General features: G+C 40.7%; 13 protein-coding genes and 2 pseudogenes. 3 read left to right on the top strand and 12 right to left on the bottom strand.

The window, feature by feature from the left end:
* The 12 genes and pseudogenes from CD122_RS01295 to CD122_RS12625 form a co-directional block, all read right to left on the bottom strand.
* Positions 1–5,185, bottom strand: a 5,185-nt coding sequence (locus tag CD122_RS01295) for a GA-like domain-containing protein (protein WP_142381166.1), incomplete at its 3' end; no start/stop codon positions are given.
* Between the two features lie 635 nt (positions 5,186–5,820).
* Entirely contained in the window at positions 5,821–6,534 is a 714-nt protein-coding gene (locus CD122_RS01290; protein ID WP_103357218.1) for a DUF3169 family protein, read from the bottom strand.
* A complete protein-coding gene (locus tag CD122_RS01285; RefSeq protein WP_103357217.1) occupies positions 6,531–6,734 on the bottom strand; it encodes a helix-turn-helix transcriptional regulator in 204 nt (67 codons plus the stop codon). Before CD122_RS01285 ends, CD122_RS01290 begins: the two co-directional genes overlap by 4 nt.
* A gap of 214 nt (positions 6,735–6,948) precedes the next feature.
* Positions 6,949–8,298 carry an accessory Sec system glycosylation chaperone GtfB gene (gene gtfB, locus CD122_RS01280; RefSeq protein WP_103357216.1) on the bottom strand — a complete coding sequence of 450 codons (1,350 nt, stop codon included), beginning with the start codon at positions 8,296–8,298 and terminating at the stop codon, positions 6,949–6,951.
* Entirely contained in the window at positions 8,291–9,799 is a 1,509-nt protein-coding gene (gene gtfA / locus CD122_RS01275) for an accessory Sec system glycosyltransferase GtfA (protein WP_103357215.1), read from the bottom strand. Before gtfA ends, gtfB begins: the two co-directional genes overlap by 8 nt.
* A gap of 15 nt (positions 9,800–9,814) precedes the next feature.
* Complete coding sequence (secA2, locus tag CD122_RS01270; protein WP_103357214.1) at positions 9,815–12,205, bottom strand: accessory Sec system translocase SecA2; 2,391 nt, start codon at positions 12,203–12,205, stop codon at positions 9,815–9,817.
* Positions 12,202–13,086 (bottom strand): accessory Sec system protein Asp3, encoded by an 885-nt coding sequence (gene asp3 / locus CD122_RS01265; RefSeq protein ID WP_103357213.1) that lies wholly within the window; start codon positions 13,084–13,086, stop codon positions 12,202–12,204. Before asp3 ends, secA2 begins: the two co-directional genes overlap by 4 nt.
* The gene (asp2, locus tag CD122_RS01260; RefSeq protein WP_103357212.1) at positions 13,076–14,626 is read right to left on the bottom strand and encodes an accessory Sec system protein Asp2; all 1,551 of its coding nucleotides are present in this window, start codon (positions 14,624–14,626) and stop codon (positions 13,076–13,078) included. The genes asp3 and asp2 overlap by 11 nt, the downstream gene beginning before the upstream one ends.
* Positions 14,610–16,172 (bottom strand): annotated as a pseudogene (asp1, locus tag CD122_RS01255) (accessory Sec system protein Asp1). Before asp1 ends, asp2 begins: the two are co-directional and overlap by 17 nt.
* 10 nt (positions 16,173–16,182) lie before the next feature.
* Positions 16,183–17,406 carry an accessory Sec system protein translocase subunit SecY2 gene (gene secY2, locus CD122_RS01245; protein WP_103357209.1) on the bottom strand — a complete coding sequence of 408 codons (1,224 nt, stop codon included), beginning with the start codon at positions 17,404–17,406 and terminating at the stop codon, positions 16,183–16,185.
* A gap of 93 nt (positions 17,407–17,499) precedes the next feature.
* Entirely contained in the window at positions 17,500–17,754 is a 255-nt protein-coding gene (locus tag CD122_RS12125) for an LPXTG cell wall anchor domain-containing protein (protein ID WP_240624102.1), read from the bottom strand.
* A 45-nt stretch (positions 17,755–17,799) separates the two neighbouring features.
* Positions 17,800–19,686 (bottom strand): annotated as a pseudogene (locus CD122_RS12625) (hypothetical protein); the annotation flags it as partial.
* On the opposite strand from CD122_RS12625, the gene CD122_RS12465 reads away from it, so the two are divergent.
* The 3 genes from CD122_RS12465 to CD122_RS12455 are packed head-to-tail and all read left to right on the top strand — an operon-like array spanning position 19,679 to position 21,571.
* Positions 19,679–20,101, top strand: coding sequence for a hypothetical protein (locus CD122_RS12465; RefSeq protein ID WP_206167738.1), 423 nt, complete (start codon positions 19,679–19,681; stop codon positions 20,099–20,101). The pseudogene CD122_RS12625 and the gene CD122_RS12465 sit on opposite strands and share 8 nt — an antisense overlap.
* Positions 20,102–20,116: 15 nt before the next feature.
* Positions 20,117–21,046: a cell surface protein gene (locus CD122_RS12460; protein ID WP_206167737.1), complete on the top strand. Its 930-nt coding sequence runs from the start codon at positions 20,117–20,119 to the stop codon at positions 21,044–21,046.
* 45 nt (positions 21,047–21,091) lie between these two features.
* Complete coding sequence (locus CD122_RS12455; RefSeq protein WP_206167736.1) at positions 21,092–21,571, top strand: hypothetical protein; 480 nt, start codon at positions 21,092–21,094, stop codon at positions 21,569–21,571.
* Positions 21,572–21,584 lie beyond the last annotated feature (13 nt).

Here is a 21,584-nt window from a genome sequence, read left to right as displayed (position 1 = left end):
TCGCTAATGCATCCTTAGCTGCTTGGTCTGCTTGTTTCGCTTCCTCTACAGCTTTTTCTGCGTCCGCACGTTGTGCATCAATATCGTCAGCTACTCCGTTTGAATCTGCGTCGTTCACTTCTGGAATTTCAATACCAGTCAACTTATCTAGTTCTGATGGCAAGTCTCCACGTTGGTCTGCTGGTAACGCATTGACCTTGTCAGTAGCCTCATCTTTCTTAGTTTGTGCTTCCTCTTGAAGTTTCTCAAGCTCAGCTTTCTCTGCTGGTGTGATTAATCCATCTTCTTCTGCTTTCGCTAATGCGTCTTTTGCTGCTTGATCCGCCGCTTTAGCTTCCTCTACAGCCTTTTCTGCTTCTTCACGTTGCGCATCTACATCGTCAGCTACGCCATTTGAATCCGCGTCGTTCACTTCTGGAACTTCGATGCCTGTTAGTTTGTCTAACTCAGCAGGTAAGTCGCCTTTTTGGTCTTCTGGCAGTGCGTTAACTTTTTCTGTCGCTGTAGATTTTTTGTCAGCTGCTTCTTGAGCTGCTGCCTCTAACTCAGCTTTTTCCGCTGGTGTGATTAATCTGTCTTCTTCCGCTTTAGCCAACGCGTCCTTAGCTGCTTGGTCTGCTTCCTTAGCTGCTTGGTCTGCTTCCTTAGCTTCTTCTACAGCTTTTTCTGCGTCCGCACGTTGTGCATCTACATCGTCAGCTACGCCATTTGCGTCTGCGTCGTTCACTTCTGGAATTTCAATACCAGTCAACTTATCAAGTTCTGACGGTAAGTCGCCTTTTTGATTTTCTGGCAATGCATTTACTTTGTCAGTTGCTTCATCTTTCTTAGATTTCGCTTCTTCTTGAGGTTTCTCAAGCTCTGCTTTTTCTGCTGGTGTGATTAATCCATCTTCATTTGCTTTTACTAACGCGTCCTTAGCTGCTTGATCCGCTGCTTTCGCTTCCTCTACAGCTTTTTCCGCATCTGCTCGTTGGGCGTCTACGTCGTCAGCTACACCATTTGCGTCCGCGTCATTAACTTCCGGAATCTCGATGCCTGTTAACTTATCAAGTTCTGACGGTAAGTCGCCTTTTTGGTCTTCTGGAAGCGCGTTAACTTTTTCTTCTGCTGCCGCTTTTTTGTCAACTGCTTCTTGTTGTGCTGCTTCTAACTCGGCTTTTTCTGCTGGCGTGATTAAGCCGTCTTCTTCCGCTTTCGCTAACGCGTCCTTAGCTGCTTGATCCGCTGCTTTCGCTTCCTCTACAGCTTTTTCTGCGTCTTCTCGTTGAGCGTCAACATCGTCTGCCACACCATTGGCATCTGAGTCATTTACTTCTGGCACTTCAATGCCAGTTAACTTATCTAGTTCTGATGGTAAGTCACCTTTTTGGTCTTCTGGTAACGCATTGACTTTATCTGTCGCAGTTTCTTTCTTAGCTTGTGCCTCTTCTTGAAGTTTTTCAAGCTCTGCTTTTTCTGCTGGTGTGATTAAGCCATCTTCATTCGCTTTCGCTAACGCGTCTTTCGCTGCTTGATCCGCTTGTTTTGCTTCTTCTACAGCTTTTTCTGCGTCTGCTCGTTGTGCGTCGACATCGTCAGCTACGCCATTTGCATCTGCGTCGTTCACTTCTGGAATCTCAATGCCAGTTAATTTATCTAACTCGGCTGGCAAGTCGCCTTTTTGGTCTTCTGGAAGTGCGTTGACTTTGTCTTCTGCTGCCGCTTTTTTGTCTGCTGCTTCTTGAGCTGCTGCCTCTAACTCGGCTTTTTCCGCTGGTGTGATTAAGCCGTCTTCTTCCGCTTTCGCTAACGCGTCTTTCGCTGTTTGATCCGCTGTTTTTGCTTCTTCTACAGCTTTTTCTGCATCTGCTCGTTGGGCATCAACATCGTCAGCTACACCATTTGCGTCTGCATCGTTAACTTCTGGAATTTCAATACCAGTCAACTTATCAAGCTCTGATGGCAGGTCACCTTTTTGATCTTCTGGCAATGCATTGACTTTGTCAGTAGCATCATCTTTCTTAGATTTCGCTTCTTCTTGAAGTTTCTCAAGTTCTGCTTTTTCGTCTGGCGTGATTAAGCCGTCTTCATTTGCTTTTTCTAATGCGTCTTTCGCTGCTTGGTCTGCTGCCTTAGCTGCATCCACTTTTGCTTTCGTATCTGCTAATTGTGCATCCACCTGATCGTCTACACCATTTTCGTTTTGGTCGTTAACTTCTGGCACATTAATACCTGTTAACGTGCTTAACTCAGTCGGTAAGTTACCTTTATTTTCTTCTGGTAACGCGTTAACTTTCTCAGTCGCTGCATCTTTCTTAGCTTGTGCTTCTTGTTGTGCTGCTTCTAATTCCGCTTTTTCTGTTGGCGTAATTAAGCCATCTGCATTTGCTGCATCAAGTTTATCTTTTGCTGCTTTGTCCGCTGCTTTTGCTTCTTCTACAGCTTGTCTCGCGGCTTCAACCTGCGCATCTACGTCATCCGCTACACCATTACCATCTTTATCATTCACTGCCGGTACTGTAATGCCGTTTAATCCTGCTAACTCATTCGTTAACGTATCTTTTTGTGTTTTCACTGCTTCTGGTGAAGTTGGTAAATTCGATACAGCTGTTTCCGCTGCCGTCTTCGCATCTGCAGCTTTCTTAGCTAAATCAGCTAGATTATCCGCCTCTTCTTGGCTAATCAAACCATCTGCATTCGCTGCTGTTAATGCATCTTGAGCCGCTTTATCCGCTGCCTTAGCTGCATCCACTTTCGCTTGTGCATCTGCTAATTGTGTATCAATCGAGTCTTCAATACCATTTTCGTTTTGGTCATTGACAGCTGGCACATTAATACCTGTTAAACCTGCTAATGTCGCTGGCATATCACCACGGTATGATTCTGGTAATGCATTAACAATATCCGTTGCTGCTGTTTTCTTCGCCACTGCTTCTTGTTGTGCAGCTTCTAATGCTGCTTGTTCTGTCGGTGTAATCAAACTATCTGTATTCGCTGTCGCAAGCGCGTCTTTAGCTGCTTGATCTGCAACTTTTGCTGCTTCAACAGCCGCCGCAGCTTCATCTATTTTGCGTAACGTATTTTTAATTTCGTCTGATACATTCATAACCGCAAATGGCTTGTCCGTTGTTAAATCATCCCAAGTTTCCACACCATTTTTGAATGTATACGTAATTGGTACTTTCAACACTTCTTCATCTTTATCGTAATATTGTTGAAGTTGTTGCCATTTCGCCGTGTTATTTTCAATATCTGCTAACGTTAAATCATGACTTGCGGTAATTGGCATATCATAGATTTTGTTATAATACGTTTGTTGCTTCAATAAATCTAAATTCTTTACACCATTTTTACCCGGTACGATTGTAAGTTGATTACTTGTACTTGCACTCTTATCCGCTGTAAATAATGATGTTGTGTTCTCTTTTAATGACAGCTTAACGCCTTCAGGTACTTGAACACCTAATGTAATCTCTTTAGGCAATGTTATAGGCTTTCTCACATCGCGCATTGGTACTGTTTGGTGAATGACAAATTGATCATCTTGACCTGTTGTCGTTGCCACATCTTCAACATGATACGGTGGTACTTCTAGCAACAAGAGACCATCTGGAAGGAATGCTGGACCACTTGAACCTGTACCCGTGATTGTATAGTTCAATTGTGATTGATTCTCATAAGTTACTGTAACTTTTTTGTTATTCGCTAGCGTATCGCCTTTACCTTCAGGACCAGATGTCAACGTAACTTGATCACCATTTAACTCTAAAATTGCACTCGCTCTTTGTGTTGTTTCGTTACTTACATAAAGCTTGCTAATCTCATCGCGATCGAACGTAATCGATTTACGCTTATCTTTACTCTTAGTTGCACTGTAATCATCTAAGTCATACACATTCAACAAACCACTAACTGCTTCTGTTTCACCTTTAATACTATCCAGGCTTTGAAGCAATGATTCTTTTGTCGTTTGTGATAATTGGACAGAGTTATACAAATTATCAAAGTCAGCTTGGTCTTTATGTTCTAAGAAAGTAAGACTAACAGATGCACCACCGCCAGCTTTAGATGCTACAGATAAATAGTCTCTACCTGATGTTAAAAAGTATCTTGTATTTAAAGGATCACTATCTTTAGTCGGAATAATTGAGACTTTCGCAATGGCATCAACAGAGTGACCATCAGAGATACCAACATTACTTAAATACACATATGCTTCTGGCGTATTGTTATTCAGTTCAATAAAGTTACCTTTATAAGCAACGATACTACTGCCATTATTAACAGCTAGCGATTTTTTCGTAATTGTCCCGTCTGGATTTACTAAAAATGCATACGACTTACTTTGCCCTTCCACAAATCGTGGTGCGAAGTTAATGTTACCTGGTGCAAGTGCTGTCGTTGGATCATCAACCTTAACAACTAAATCACCTGGGTAATCAATAATTTTCCCCGTGTAATCTGTGGCAGCACGTGTTGTACCGACACTACGAAAAGCAGAACGGAATGTTGTACCACTTGTTGCTGTCGCATATTCTTTATTTTTCTCTAGCTCTTCAGAAAGTGCTAACGCAGCATCATAGCGTGTTTCCGGTACGTCTGCTCCAGTTGTTGCAGTTGTGCTAGCTTCAACTGTTGCTGGTGCTTCAGCTGATGTAACTTCATTCGAAACGGGTTGCGCTGGCTCTGAAACAACTTCAGTATCTTGCGCTGATACTTCAGCAGTTGTTTTCGTTTCTGGAACCGGTTCCGTATCTTGAGTAACGTCTGCTGTTTCTTTCGCTGTTTCCACTGTGTTTGACACTTCTTCTGACTCTTCTTGAGCTTGTTGTGCAGTTGCACTTTCTACTTCTGTCGTATCTGCTTCATTCTCTACCGTCTCCGGTTCAGTAACTTCTGTTGATACGTCCTTTTCTGATACTGCTTCTGTTGTTTCAACTTCTGGTGTTACTTGTTGTGCTTCTTCTGTATTTTCAGTTGTTGCTGACTCAGTTGTAGGTGCTTCAACTGCATCAGGACCTTCTTCCCCAGATTGACTATCTGTTACAGCACTGCTTGTTGTTGTCTCCTCAGCTGCCTGAGCGTCATTGTTAACCCCAAACAATAACGTTGCACCAATAAGCAATGATGCTGTACCGAAACTTACCTTTCTAATCGAATACTTATTAAGTCGATTAGACAAAAAATTGTTTTTGTTATTCATTACCTGTGAAACCTCCCAAAATAAGCTTGTAAAATAATAGCTTTATACTTCAAACAAACATCATATATAACAATGACATTTACAAAGTTGACGGAATAAAATTTAATAAGATTAAAATGTTAGTAGGAATGTTTAAAAATAGAGTTCCTCAATTTGAATGCATAAAAAGTGTGGTATGCAAAAGATGCCATTCAAAATATGACACAAAGATGTATGTTCCTATACGTGAGTTATATAACTGATGTTACATCGTTGAATACTAAAGACTCTTTTTTGTACCCAAAATCCATAAAGCTAAAACTACATATTATTAATTAACAATAAAGTTATTTTTATTAATACGCAACTTTCCAAAACTATTGAGTTTTATAATACTACATTAATTTTATGAATTATCTTTACATATCACTGTCTATTATTGATATACCAATGTTTTGGTGTTGAAATTGTATGCATACATTATCAATTTTTTATTTAAATTTAGGTCGTTTGCACAATGAAAAAGCAATAACCCGATTGATCCAGGCTATTGCTTCTATAAAAATATTAAGTCACTCTAAAACAGATACATCGTTGTTAATGGTGTGATAAATTCTGAGTGTCAAAGATAAAATCAAACTGCTAATCATCAAACATTATTTGTAATATTTTCTTACTCTGAACAGATAAACAAATACGTTATAGACAAATAGACATAGTAATATGATTAAACCAAAAGATTGATTGACGCCCGATTCAATTGAAAAGATACTGATGATTACAATGCTTATCATTAATAAGCTAATGTTCATCACATAAAGTTTATACATAGATAGTAAGGTAATATGTCGCTCACCCTCATCCATCAATGCCAATGTTTTTTCCGTGTAATCCTTTTCACCAATTTTTGGGTATCTCGGATCAAATTTTCGTACAAAGAAATTGTATGGCATCATCGTTAAACTTACGATAAAAAACATTAATGCTATCCATACTGTCCAGTGTGATGAGGCATTATTCAAAACTAACATCAGTAGAAAGATAAAATATATGAATAACTGCAAATTATTAAGAATGCTTGCACGCCAAAATAATAAATCCTCTTTATTCTCCCTATGATCCATATCTGACGCTTCTTGTTGTGCCTCGGCTTTATAATGTAACGCCTGCTTTTGGACAATTAAATTATAGATAAGTAGCGCTAAGATGATGATACCTATTACGCACGCTACAATCGTCAATGCATGGTCATCTAAGAAATGCATTTGTGTTATAAAATGAAACCCTTGTGTACTACCTACAAATAGACCGATAATCCCTCCAATAAGTCCGCCTAACAATGTTAATAATATATAACGCATCACTTTCATAAATCTTCCTCCTCGATGATAAATACTTTTTCAACTGGTTCCTGAAATACACGTGCAATCGACATGGCTGTTTTAATAGAAGGCGTGAAATTATTACGTTCTATCAGCGACACTGTTTGTCTTGAAATACCTGCCAATTCCGCAAGTTGTGTCTGGTTGTAACCATCTCGTGCGCGCAACTCTTTTAATCGATTTCGCAATATGGCTCACCTCTCTTTCATAGTATACTATCAACGTCAAAAAGACAAGTATATTTGTCAAAAAGACGTGTTTAATAGCTAAAAAAGGAGTGGAACAGGAATCTGATTTATCAAAAAAGATTCCGTTGTCCCACCCCGGCAAGGCTAAGTAGGTGTAAAAAAGTATTTTCATACCAGTCAGCTACTGCCCTCTATAAACATAAATTGAATGTTTTTAGCCCTTTTTATTTGTGACGCGCTCCATAACTGCATTGAAGCCCTTGGTTGTAATTTCATGTACATGGGCTTTTTGATAGTCATGACGTACTTTGAAGTAACGTTTTTTCAACTGAATGTCTTTCAATGCTTGAATCAATTGGGCTGCATTGTCTTCTTTATCGAATAAGTTTTCGCGTGCTGTTACCCCCAAGTTATGCGCATTTTCATGATAGCCCATAATCAATAAATCATGTTCAAATGCACGTTGTAATGCGTTGATAATCTCGCCACCTTCATTGATGTCTAGATACACATCGCATGACTGATACAATTTGTCGACTGTCGCACGTTCAATCGTTGGAAACAACTTGACGTTAGGATAGCGGTCCATTGCGTTTAACTTATCCGACATTTCCGTCACTGCACCAATATGAAACGTCGCCTTTGGACATGCTTCAACAATCGCTTCAAGATGATGTATCTGATCTGAGTTCGTCAGAGTCAACACATTAGCTGTATACGTATTTTTACGCGCATAATCGTATAAGTAACCCGCTGAGAAAAGGTGTTGTTGTGCATCTTCATCCACTTGTTGTTTCAGTGTTTCATACTCTTGATTGTCTGGTACAATGACGCAATACTCACGTGTATGCCCACCTTTTAAAATCAATGACATATTGCCTGGTACTTGACCGTTACTTTGTTCCTGCCAAAATACGAGATCTTTACCTGGTGTCTCCAGACGGTACAAGACTGAGAATGGTAAGCCCAATGAATTAATAACGAAGCCGTTTAAGTCTTTGCCCAATGCTTGCAAGAAAAATTGGATAAACTGCACTTTATTATTAAAATGATGTGCTTTACCTTGCCAATTTAAAATAATCGCTTGCGCCACAAAGTTCTCATATATGACTTCTGCACCTTGTTGATCTAAATATTTTCGAAAAATGCGTTTCCCTGACAAGTCATAAAAGGTTTGTGCAAATCGAACACCATGTTGCGTATAATGATCCACATACTGCAAACGTTCCAATCCATCCAACCACTCCACATGACTGACGATACGTGGTGTGTTACCGCGATAGTAACGAATGTTGGCGCGTAATTTGCCAATGTCTTTAACTGTTGCTGAATCATTGTTACCGGCAATCTCCCAATAGCGTGGAATTGGCACTTGATTGAAGTAGCGGGCAGTCGCATGTTCAGGTGCTTGATAGTTTGCGAAAAAACGATATGGCGTGATGATGTGTTCTGGTAAAAAGCCATCATCTTCTAGAACAATCGTTTCATACGTATGCCCTGCTAAACGTAATGTATCGTACAATGTTTGCGACTGCTTATCAAAGTATTCAAATAGATTAATCATGAGACACCTCCGAAATCAAGTCTTGCCATTTTTGTCGAATTTCCGTTGTGAGATACGGGCGTGCGAGTTGATATGACGTACGATGTGGTTGCTTTGGACCTACCTCAAAAAATCGAACAATGTGTTTGGCATAATTTTCGACAATGTCTTTCGTGCTATCTTCTTTCGCATCAATTGGAATCAGATAGCCGTTTTTATCATGTCGAATAAAGGTCGGATTACCATAATTAACATCAAAACCAATCATGCCGAGCCCCGAACCAACCGCTTCTAACAACGTCAAACCAAAGCCTTCACTTGTTGACGCTGACACGAACAACTTATAGTTCGCATACACGTTTTCAAGATTGACATGGCCTTTCAAATGAATGTAATCATGTGCGTTATTTTCATCAATCAACTTTTGTAGCAGTTCTCGTTGGCCACCTTCACCATAAATATCAAATTGTAATTCTGGTAGTGACTGTTTTGCTATGACAACCGCACGCACAAGCCAATCAAGATGCTTTTCACTCGCAAGGCGCGATGCTGTAATCAATGAATACGGACGTCTTTTCTTATCTGGATACTTCAGTTCATGCAAACTCCCTACTGGAATCGTCGTGATCTTTGGCGTGGCACCAAGGTATTTTTCAAACTGTCCGCTTAATATTTGATTTTGCAGTTCCGTTGCCGTGATATAAAAATCAATTTCTGCATGTTGTGCAAAGGTATATTCGTAATAATTGTTCCATAAAATATAATCGTCATCTGTAGCATGAACACTAAAATGCTCGGCATGTACGACAACACCCATTTTACTGTCACCTTTGTGTTCCAAAAAGATTTGTCCGACATCCGTTGAGCGGTCTAAAATCACAATATCCTCTGATGTCAGTTGTAGTTTCTTAATAAAATGTGCAACAAATGCTTCCCGCGTGTAAAACATTTGGTCTGGAAATGCGTATAAATGTGTCTCACCATCAATATGTTCCGTATAAGCAACCGAACCATCTTCATTGTAAAATTGACGCATATACAACTTAGCCACATTGTTATTTGGTGCATAGTACTCAGAAAACGTACGCACGTAACTGTAATAATCTTTACGCACGAGCATACCGTTAATCACAAATTCCGCACGATCCACAATATCTGTATCTTTATTTTTTAAATAACAGGTAATAAAGTCTTGATTATCATTAAGGTATAATCGCTTAATCTTTCCTTCTTGTGTCTCACGTACAATTGGTTCCGCAATGTTTGCGATAATATCCGCTACAGTATACGTTGTAGGCGCAATACGCACGTCTGTAAAGTATTGATACATCCATATAATTTCATCATCTTGAAACCCAATATTTTCTGTTAACGTTTGGATATTTTCGTTGCTAATGAACTCGAGAAATACGAATTTCATCGATACGTCGAGTCCTCTCAACAACTTGGCACGGTAGCTCTGGGCATATTCCACACCGCTACTCGCCCAGCCAATACCAAAGTTAATATTATAAATTGTCACCTTCTATTTCACCTCTTAATTTGGAAAGTGTATAACCAATTTGTTCTGCTTATCGAACGTCGGTACACTTTGACATAAATTATTTACAATGCGAACTTTCACGGATTCACGCATCGCTTCAAATGACGTCAATGCCACTCTGTGATATTCAAAAATGGCATTGCGCTGCCCATTCTGCCGGTTGTTAATGCTACTGCGTAATTGTTGTAAGTCATCTACTTGTTGAATCCAATTACTGTCAATCGCTTTCAGAATGGTCTTTTGAATAAAGCGCATAAACATGTAATCATTGCCAATCACTTCATACTGCGCTGCCAAACGTGCCTTGAACAACGTCACAAGTTGCGCCACAACTGCCGCTTCATCATTCAAATCAATATCCTTAAAATCACCACGATATTGGAAGCTAATCAAGCGATAAATATACGCATACAAATTGTCACTGTTATTTAACTTTTGTTCGTGATAATCACGTTGAAATACATCTCGTGCCAGTGTCATTAACTGCATCGCTTCTAAATCCCACTGATCCAACACGCGATCACGCTCTGCATAGACGATGTCACGTTGCGCACTGAGACTTTTTTCATACTCATTATTCATTTCGCGCATCGCCACACCTTGTTCCTCTGACACACGTTGTGCACGTGCCACAATATGCTTCACACGTTGCTGAAATAGGCGACTCTGTTCAAAAGTCTCATCATCAATACGATTGAGTGGTTCAGAGTCTAACAGCTTACTTTTGCCCCAACGCTGCACGACATAGTCTTCCAAAGAAATATAAATTTGTGATGAGCCGGGATCACCTTGTCGCCCCGCACGTCCACGTAATTGTCTATCAACACGGCTATTCTCCATATGCTCACTTACAATGACTGCAAGCCCGCCTAATTCTTTCACACCATCAGCGAGTTTTATATCCGTGCCCCGACCAGCCATACTCGTCGCGACTGTTACTGCGCCCCATTGCCCCGCTTCAGCGATCATCTGTGCTTCCTTCGCGACATTTTGCGCAATTAACAAGTTATTCGGAATATGCCGATCAAAAAACTGTCTCGAAAAATACTCAGCCGTTTCTGCGGTGCGTGTAATTAATAACACCGGTCGCTGCATCTCATGTAATGTGCAGACGCGCTCGATGATGGCCGCGTTTTTATTATCCAGGCCTTTAAAAACACGATCTGCATAATCAATACGTGCAATCGGTTTATCTGTTGGTATTTGCACAACGACCTTGCCATACAAATCAAAAAATTCCTTTTCACCTAACTTACTCGTCGCAGACATTCCTGAAAATACCTCAAATTGACGGAAAAAGTTTTGGAACGTAATCGTTGCCATCACACTCATATCCGTAGAAATTTCAACGCCTTCTTTCGCTTCTATCGCTTGGTGCAAGCCCGATTGCAACTTTGTCCCCGGCAACATACGACCCGTTACGCGATCGATTAACACGACATCGCCGTTATAGACGAAATAATCCAGATTAGCTTCAAACATATGACGTGCACGTAATGCCAAATTAATACTGCGTACGAGATCAAAATAAGGGGCGTCATACATATTCTCTACACCGAAGTAATCATTTGCGGCTATGATGCCTTCAGGTGTGAGCCAAATTGCTTGTTCCTTTTTATTCATTTTGTAATGCACATCTTCTTGTAGTGTTTCGACAAAGGTTTTCGTTGTACCAAACAAGTTGGACTGAACACGTGGTGCACCGGAAATAACAAGTGGTGTTTGAGCGGCATCTAAAATAATGGAATCAACTTCATCAATAATCCCAAAATGCAGTGGTGGTAAGAACTTTGCCTCTTTGCCGTCTGCTAAGTTATCGATTAAATAATCAAAGCCAAGTCGCCCATTTGTCGTATAGATAATGTCATGGTCATAGATGGCTTGTTTTTCTCCAGGCGCATACTCGTAATCTGGTTCATCAACAAAACCTAAAGCAATTGATAAGCCAAGCCATTCAAAAAGTGGCGTCATTTCTTCACAGTCACGACGTGCTAAATAGTCATTTGTCGTAATTAAGTACGCACCCTTACCAGTCAACCCATTCAGATATAAGGGCATCGTCGCAGTCAGCGTCTTTCCTTCTCCGGTCTGCATCTCAGCAATATTGCCATCATGTAGCACAATGGCCCCTAGTACTTGGACATCTTTCGGGTACATTCCGAGAACACGGCGACTTGCTTCCCTGACAACAGCATACGCCTCAGGTAATAATGAAGATAACGTGGCACCGTCTGCTAAACGTTCACGAAACATCTTTGTCTTTGCTTGAAGGTCTTCGTCACTCATCTGACTATAACTATCACTGTAGGCGTTGACTTGTTTCAAACGCTTATATATACGTTTCAGGCGTCCCCTATTGATCATCCCATTAACACGATGTTTCATTGACGCACACCTCCATTCAACTGCACGCTATTCAATGTATTCAGTTGATAGCTCGGATGTAACAATGGCGCTACCAGTGCAAGTTCTGGTTGATGTCGCACATCTTGACCGTATACCACCACTTTAACGTGTGATTTCCGTGTAAATTCCTCATCCGACGTCACCCATGCTGTTTCAGTCATACGTTCTGCCAACTGATACGCCATCGCATTCGTTTCCACTGTATAACCAATAAAGTTCAAGCGGTATCCTTGTTGTAACGGCGCCAATACATGAACAATTTTATCTATATCGTCGTTTTGCCAGCCTTCAACCCAAATGACATTTGCTAAATTTCGACCTACATCTCTTGCTAAACCGTCTGTCGCAACTAAAATCACATTAACGTACATTTCATCTTCTTGTTCCTGCAAAATCTTTGAAATCATCAATGTCTCAGATACCGTTGATTCGACAGCTTCGATCATGTGAATTGAATGAAAATGAACGTGGGTTGCCGCAGCATTTAACATCTGAATTTCATATGAGAATGCATCAGTTGGATACGTAAACACTACTTCGTCCGACTGAATAATGACCGTGTCAATTTCAGAACCATTACTCTTTTTGAATGCTAGTCTGAAATAGACACCCTCCACCGGTTCAACATCATAATTCAATACCAAGCGATAACTTTGGCCGTGCTTTAAAATCGGCAATTGTGGAATCGTCTTATCTGCTGAAAAATTCGTCATCATCTTCCACTCATGAATAACAGCACCTGAGGGCATCAGACCATTTTCAAACACGACGCCATCATCTTGAAACTTGAGACGTGACCCGTACATAAACGTATCCGGCGTCACTTGCGTCCAACGTATGATATGACTTCTATTTGGCATGCTTGCGCCCCCTTCCAAATTGTTGTTCAAGTATCATATTGTAGAAGTTAATGAACCAACTCGTAATCGTCGGTGAGTCATCGTTATGTCGACCTGGGACGCCTCTTTGCATGACACGTGCATGTTGACGACTCAATATCGGTAGTAACATCTCAAAAGCGCGTGGGTCATAATCGTCATGAATCATATACGAAAGCGCAAAGGTCGTTTGGGACGAATCTGCTTGTTCAAATACCTTCCAAAACTTTTGATTCAAACGCTCGATTGCTGTAGACGTAAGGTCTCCTTCATTTTTACGTAACACATCTAATGACGTTCCGAAATCTTCAGGTCTGACAAGTGCCATATTCTCAGCCACCGTTCCAATGCTGACTAACGGTTTACCAACTACCACAGCAGCAGGGTTTAACTGCGCACCATAATACAACGCACCAAAAGACCCCATCGACAGTCCTGATAAAATTAAGTCGTTACGCTGAAATCCGAGATAATCCAAGCTATCTAAAATGACCTGCTTGAGTGCTTGTTCATATTCATCTGAACCTAAGTAAAACGAACCACCTTCCACGCGCGGATCACCAATCAGCATGAAAGGCGCTTTAAGTTGATTCATCATAAAATAGCCCTCAAACCCTTCAGCCGAACGATAACCACTAAAATAAACATTGAGTGGCGGCTTCATATCGCCTGGATTAAAGTAATAAATGAATTCATTACGGTGACTATCCGCATAACGCTTACCACCTAAAATAAATTGCCCCATGTCTAAGCGGGACCATCGCTTATGAACCGCACCGATGCGTATTGTTCCCGACCCTTTTGCACGCATACTCATCACGATATGTGCATCGTATGACCGTCTAGGAATTTCAAGCGGTATCGTTAACTCATGATGTTGTCGTACAAAAACTTCTGTCACTTGTCCCGGTTGATCAAAAGGTACTAAGCGATAAACGAACTCAACTTCAATATCTCCCGTCAATGTATATTCAGGCCATACTTGAATCACCTTGTCTTTGTCGTAAACAAGACTGCGTTGCCATGATAATAGAGGCGCCATCGTTGCACCGAAATCCCCTTCAATCACAAAAGCATTGTTCCCTTCGTAATGCGTTGCTCCTTGAAAGTCATGTTGCACAATACAATAAGCGGGAGATATTTTGTCACCGTATTGCCCGGGAAATGTTACCGCTTGTAATTTTTCTTCACGCTCCTGTTCATCTGCGTATACAAAAGGTCGCATCATATAGCGTTGCACATTCGGATCATTCTCAAAACGATCATTCCAATATGCTTGATCAATATAGGTCGTATACGGTTGACTTGCCATTGAAAGTAATGCGATTAAGGTATCCGAATACGCCATCTGCACATAAATAAAATCAAACTTTACCTTATGTGGCAGTTGTGCTGTTACAGCATCTGCACCTTGTTGTACATCTGTCTCTGAAACGTAATGCCACACGGTTTTTGCCTTGTGTTCAAAATTTGGGGAGCGATCAATACCACCTATTTGTAATACATTAAACTTCCGCGCCATCGTTCTCACCTTCAATCAATGCATCTAACTGTGCAATAATCTTGTCCGATGCATATTTTTTCGCCAGCTTCATCGCATACGCATAAGACTTGTTCCAATTTTTCAACTGCATGAGATAGTAATCTAAAGCGACGTGTAAACGCGTCTCTCCATCTACAACATAACCATTCTCCTTATGCGTCACATAATCTGTCGCGCGCACATTAATTTGCGGAATGCCCGTACTCAAACAACAAATCTGTAAAAATAAATCCGGTTCTTTAGACAGATCTATCACAATACGCAACGTCGAAATTGCTTCAATAATATCCAACTCAAACGGCACATATTTCACTTGGATATAATCAATCGGTTCTTTACCTTTCATCAACTCTGACACCGCTTCAGACGTCTCATCTTTTTCATTCATCTGCGCATTGATCGCTTCAATCTGACGCTTAAGTTCCGTTGGCAATGCGTATTTAGGTTTGCTTTTAGATAATAAAACGAGGCGCAACGCTTCATCCTGATTCAGATAGTCGGTCAATTCCGTTAACATCGTCAATAATTGTTCCGTACCCATACCATCTATCCATACACCGATAAACGTTTCATGTAGCTGGCTGCTTATATTCGACATAGGCTGCGCATCAAACGGTGTAATACGCAACAGTCGATTTGATATACCACGTTGTACTCTATACGCCTCTAACAACTGCTCATTATCTAGCGTATCTACCAACCAATTCGCATGTGGATCCATACTTTCCAACGCTTCAATCGACGCGTGCGGACGCTGCTGAAACACCGAATAACATCGTTTATACTGTGCAAAGATGTCTGCGATTGGCTTATTATGACGCATATCTGCTGCCACAATAACCGTATCTGTTTGTTCGAATACTTGGTCGCGATACTGAGCAACATATTCAAAAATCACTTCGCTCATCGACGCATAACGTTGCTGTGAGAAATAATGTGCGTATTGCTCGTGGACGCTCACTTCACCGCTCACCAAATCCTCTTGCAAGATCCAATCGCCATCATGTGTTAGATAGCGCTGATGATTCGGCTTACCAGCTTCATCGAAATAGATAATACTCGACACGTAACCACGATCATCCAGCACATAACGATACTTCGAGACATTGTGTTGAAACACCTCAATCCATATCACGTAGCCATCTTGATTGAAATAGACATCCGCATGCATCTCATCCGGCATCATCGCACGTATCATATGCGCAAGATAGAGAAACTCTGTTCCCACCGGCCAATCCAAGTGACGATAATCAATGGCGCGTGGCGTCCGATGCTGAAAACCTTGTATCTCATCAAACACTGACTAATACGTCATATCGAAAAGATCATGTCGATGTAAAAACGTTCGCAAATCAGGCGTATAGTTAAGCACAATCATTTGAAACGATTCATGATTCAGTCGATGCATAGACATCAAACTAATCATGTCATCAAATGTCGTCTCTGCTTGGTTATAAAAATAGGGTTCCATCTTACTCTCCCACCATTGATGCCCGCTATACCAAGCCGGTATAAAATACTTCATAAAAATCTCCTTACCAATACTTTGTTAAAAACTGTTGATACTTATCGAAATACAAATATGTTCTAATCGTCTCCGCAATATTAATACTGATATACATCATAATCATGAGTTGCATTGCGAAATAAACTTGTTGCGAAATCTGTGGTACCAATAAAGACAAGTAGAGTGGCAAGCCGATAATCAAACCTACAATTATCGCGCCTGTCCAACAGATAATACGTGCTTTATGGTCTAAGTACGCCGCTGTTTCTATTCCGGGTGCAACACTTTCAAAATAGTGACTCGCCTTTAAAAATTCTTTTGTTTTCTGCTTTGTATTGATTAACAAGCGTGACAAGGCATAACCCAGTAACACTTGAAAAATGATATACGTCGTTACGCCCACTGGATGGCTCAGTTCAAAATAATGCAACCACCCCACTGAACCCGTCATAAATTGCATGCCAAGATTCAACACACTATTGAATAAAATAAAAACAGACAAGCTTAACATGATGGAAATACTGCCCGATGGATTAAGCTTCCATGCGACAAACGTTTGGGCACGGCTTTGATCCACATGCATAATATCTCGATAATTCAGACGATACTCCACTAGCTCTAAAAACAATAAAATAATTAGTATCAATGCCATTGCGATGCTAATTACGATTAACAGCACACCATCAATCTTGATGTGCGGTGCTTGTTGATAAAAAATGGACCGAATAATACTCACTAAAATGATAGGCATCGCACCTGCAAGCCCATAGCGTACATTTTGATCTGCCAACCACATGAGCAACATTGCGCCTGTAACAATAATCAACAGCAGCAACGGGGTATTCATCACTTCTCTATGCACCGCAATGATATTTTGAAAAATAATAAAGTAGCCTTGAATGATGGCTAACACGAGTGCTAACAACTTTTCTTGATAATGTCGCTCCTTACGCGTTTGTTGCATGGTCTTTTCGATATTCTGGTAGCGCCACAGCATAAGTAAGACAAGCCCCGTCAACCATGGTCCTAAACCAAGCGAAAATAGATTGAGCGTCTGAATGTTTCCGCCAACATTCGACACTGCCAATTGATAAAAATCATGTTGGTTCGCTACCATTTTTCCTTGGTGTACAACAGTAATACGACTGCCTAATATGTATAAAAATAAAATTAAAAATGTAAATGCCATACGTTTATAAAGAATTTTATATTCGTACTGACGCAAAATACGATGTAATAAATTGTTCTTCACATTAAACCTCTTTTTAAACATGGCGCCAAAGAGGCAGGCACCACAAATGATTTCATTTGAATGCCGCCTCTTTAACTCATGTTGTTCTATTGATTATTGGTCAGATTGTTCATTCTGCCCATCTTTTTTGGATTTTTTGATCAAACCTAATCCTGCTAGCATTGCTGCCACTGCACCGATAACACCACTTTGATTCGTTGCTGATGCATGACCTGTGTCAGGAAGTTGTCCTTTCGCAGTATCATGTTTTGAATGTTGCGTTGTGTCCGTTATAGGCGCATGTTTCGCAACATCAGTAGCAACTGTACTGTGTGATGAAGCCGTAGACGTTGATGGCGGTGCTGCCATTGGTCTACTTACCGATCTGAAGCCACCGATTTGTGAATCTACATGACTTGTTGACGTACTCGCTGACATTGACAAGCTCGCACTTACAGATGCTGAGTTACTTGTTGAATCGCTTGTGCTTACTGACTGCGAAGTACTTACGCTTGCTGATGTACTTGTTGATATAGACGCACTAATGCTTGTCGATAACGACTCACTCGTTGATGTCGAAATGCTTGTACTTGTTGATACTGAAGCACTTTCACTAATTGAAGTCGAGTTGCTTGCTGATTCAGAAGTACTTACTGAGATTGATTCGCTCTCGCTTGCTGAGATTGAATCGCTGATTGATATCGAGTCTGACTCACTTGTACTTACAGATTCTGACACTGACGCACTTATACTTTCTGACTCAGATACGCTCGCTGATGTTGAATCACTCAATGATGTTGACTCACTAGTCGATTCGCTTTCAGATACTGAAGTACTTTCTGAAGCTGATTCACTTGTGCTAACAGAAACTGATTCGCTACCACTTGTCGAGATTGAGTCACTAATTGATGTCGCGTCTGACTCACTTGTACTTACAGATTCTGAAGATGACGCACTTTCACTTTCTGACTCAGAACTACTGATTGAGTCTGACTCACTCACACTCGTTGATTCGCTTGAGCTTGCTGAGATTGATTCGCTGATTGATGCACTTTCTGATTCGCTTGTACTTACAGATTCTGATACTGACGTGCTTGTACTTTCTGACTCAGATACGCTTACTGATGTTGAGTCCGAAGTAGATGCACTTTCTGATTCAGAATTGCTGTTCGATTCTGAGTTACTAATTGAGATTGACTCACTTTCAGAAACTGACGTACTTTCACTTACTGAATCTCTTTCTACATTTTCTAAGTTGCTAATGCTTGTTGATGTGCTTGTGCTTTCTGACTCAGATGTACTTACTGATACTGAATCACTCATTGATTCAGAAGTGCTGTTCGATTCGCTTTCTGAAATTGAAGTACTTGTACTTGCTGATTCAGATACGCTTACAGACGTTGATGCACTTTCACTTGCTGATGTAGATTCTGATTCGCTTATACTTACAGATTCTGATACTGACGTGCTCTCACTTACTGAGTTTGAATCGCTCAATGATGTTGAGTCGCTATTCGACTCGCTTTCTGATGCACTTGTACTTTCTGACTCAGATATGCTTACAGACACTGATGCACTTTCACTTGCTGATGTAGATTCTGATTCGCTTGTACTTACAGATTCCGAAACTGACGTGCTCTCACTTACTGAGTTTGAATCGCTCAATGATGTTGATTCGCTATTCGACTCGCTTTCTGATGTTGATATACTTTCACTCATTGATTCAGAAGTGCTGATTGAGTCTGACTCACTCACACTTGTTGATGTACTTGCGCTCTCGCTTGATGAAATTGAGTCGCTAATTGATGTTGAGTCGCTTGCGCTCGCTGAATCTCTTCCTACATTTTCTGAGTTACTAATACTTGTTGATGTGCTCGTTGAGATTGAGTCGCTCTCTGATACAGATTGACTTGTACTTACAGATTCAGACGTTGATGTGCTCTCACTTTCTGAAGTTGAATCGCTTAATGATGTTGATTCACTATTAGATGCTGACGTGCTTTCGCTTTCTGATTCAGAATTGCTGATTGATGCTGACTCACTAATTGATGCCGATTCACTCGTACTTACTGATTCAGACGTTGACGCACTTTCACTTGCTGACTCAGAACTACTGATTGATGCTGACTCGCTAATCGATGCTGATTCACTTGCACTTGTCGAATCTCTTTCTACGTTTTCTGAGTTACTAATGCTTGTTGATGTACTTGCTGAGATTGAGTCGCTCTCTGATACAGATTGACTTGTACTTGTTGAATCCGATTCACTTTCTGAAATTGATGTACTTTCACTATTGCTTGTTGAGATTGAGTCACTTGAACTCAATGAGTCTGATACACTCGCACTCTCTGACTCAGATACACTTACAGAAGTCGATGCGCTTTCACTTGCTGATGTTGAATCACTTTCTGACACTGACGTACTTTCGCTCTCACTTGTCGAAATTGAGTTGCTGATTGATGTCGAGTCTAACTCACTTACGCTTTCTGAAGTAGATACGCTTTCTGATGTTGATGTACTCTCACTCGCTGAAGCAGATTCAGATGCACTATTCGATTCACTTGAGCTAACCGAAATTGATGCACTTGTACTTGCTGAATTAGAAATACTGATTGATTCTGAGTTACTTTCTGATGAAGACTCATTTTCGCTCACAAAGACCGTAGTTTCCTCTGATACAGAAATACTTTCGCTTTCCGAAATAGAAATACTTTGAGAGATACTTTCAGAAGTGCTTACTGATGTCGAATCACTCTCACTTGTTGAAATTGAGTCACTCGCACTTACAGATTCTGATGTGCTCGTACTTTCTAACCCAGATACACTTACTGATATAGACTCGCTCGTACTAACAGAAGCTGAATTACTCTCGCTTGTTGATACAGAACCACTGATTGATTCCGAGTCTGATTCGCTTGTGCTCTCTGATACTGAAGTTGATGTGCTTTCACTTTCTGAGTTTGAACTACTGATCGAGTCTGACTCACTAATTGACGCCGATTCACTTGCACTTGCTGAATCTCTTTCTGCATTTTCTGAGTTACTAATACTTGTTGATTCGCTCGAACTTTCTGATTCCGATGCGCTCACTGATGTAGAATCGCTTTCTGAAATAGAAACACTTTCACTAGATGAGATTGAATCACTCTCTGATATTGAAGTTGATGCGCTTTCACTTTCTGAGTTTGAACTGCTGATCGAGTCTGACTCACTAATTGATGCCGACTCACTTGCACTTGCTGAATCTCTTTCTGCATTTTCTGAATTACTAATGTTTGTTGATGTTGATTCACTTGTGCTAACAGAAGCTGAGTCACTCTCACTTGTTGATACAGAACTACTGATTGAGGCTGACTCACTAATTGACGTTGATTCACTTGCACTTGCTGACTCAGAACTACTGATTGAATCTGACTCACTAATTGACGCTGAGTCGCTTGCGCTATTGCTTGTCGAAATTGATTCACTAGTTGAGACTGAGTTGCTTGCCGATGTTGAGATGCTCTCACTTACAGATACAGATTCACTCTCTGAAGCAGATACACTTGCGCTTACTGAATCTCTTTCTACATTTTCTGAGTTACTAATGCTTGTTGATTCACTCGCACTTTCTGATTCCGATGCGCTCAATGATGTAGAATCGCTTTCTGAAACAGATTGACTTGTACTTGTTGAAGCCGAGGCACTTTCTGATACTGAAATTGACGTGCTTTCACTTTCTGAATTTGAACTGCTGATTGAGTCTGACTCACTAATTGACGTTGATTCACTTATCGATTCTGACGTACTTCTACTTTCTGACTCAGACACACTTACTGATGTTGATCCACTTGTGCTAACAGAAGCTGAATCACTCTCGCTTGTTGACACAGAACTACTGATTGATTCGGAGTCTGATTCGCTTGCACTTTCTGATTCAGAATTGCTGATTGAATCTGATTCACTAATTGACGCTGATTCACTTGCACTATTGCTTGTCGAAATTGATTCACTAGTTGAGACTGAGTTGCTTGCCGATGTTGAGATGCTCTCACTTACAGATACAGATTCACTCTCCGAAGCAGATACACTCGCGCTTACTGAATCTCTTTCTACATTTTCTGAATTACTAATGCTTGTTGATTCACTTGCACTTTCTGATTCAGATGTGCTCGCTGATGTAGAATCGCTTTCTGAAACAGATTGACTTGTACTTGTTG

Source organism: Staphylococcus rostri, assembly GCF_002902145.1.
Taxonomy (GTDB): Bacteria; Bacillota; Bacilli; order Staphylococcales; family Staphylococcaceae; genus Staphylococcus; species Staphylococcus rostri.
This window is presented reverse-complemented; position numbering and strand designations above follow the sequence as displayed.

Bases quoted from the DNA above. Each gene is read 5' to 3' on its own strand.
- CD122_RS01290 (WP_103357218.1), bottom strand. From the start codon at position 6,534: ATGAAAGTGATGCGTTATATATTATTAACATTGTTAGGCGGACTTATT.
- gtfB (WP_103357216.1), bottom strand. From the start codon at position 8,298: ATGATTAATCTATTTGAATACTTTGATAAGCAGTCGCAAACATTGTAC.
- secA2 (WP_103357214.1), bottom strand. From the start codon at position 12,205: ATGAAACATCGTGTTAATGGGATGATCAATAGGGGACGCCTGAAACGT.
- asp3 (WP_103357213.1), bottom strand. From the start codon at position 13,086: ATGCCAAATAGAAGTCATATCATACGTTGGACGCAAGTGACGCCGGAT.
- asp2 (WP_103357212.1), bottom strand. From the start codon at position 14,626: ATGGCGCGGAAGTTTAATGTATTACAAATAGGTGGTATTGATCGCTCC.
- CD122_RS12125 (WP_240624102.1), bottom strand. From the start codon at position 17,754: ATGGCAGCACCGCCATCAACGTCTACGGCTTCATCACACAGTACAGTT.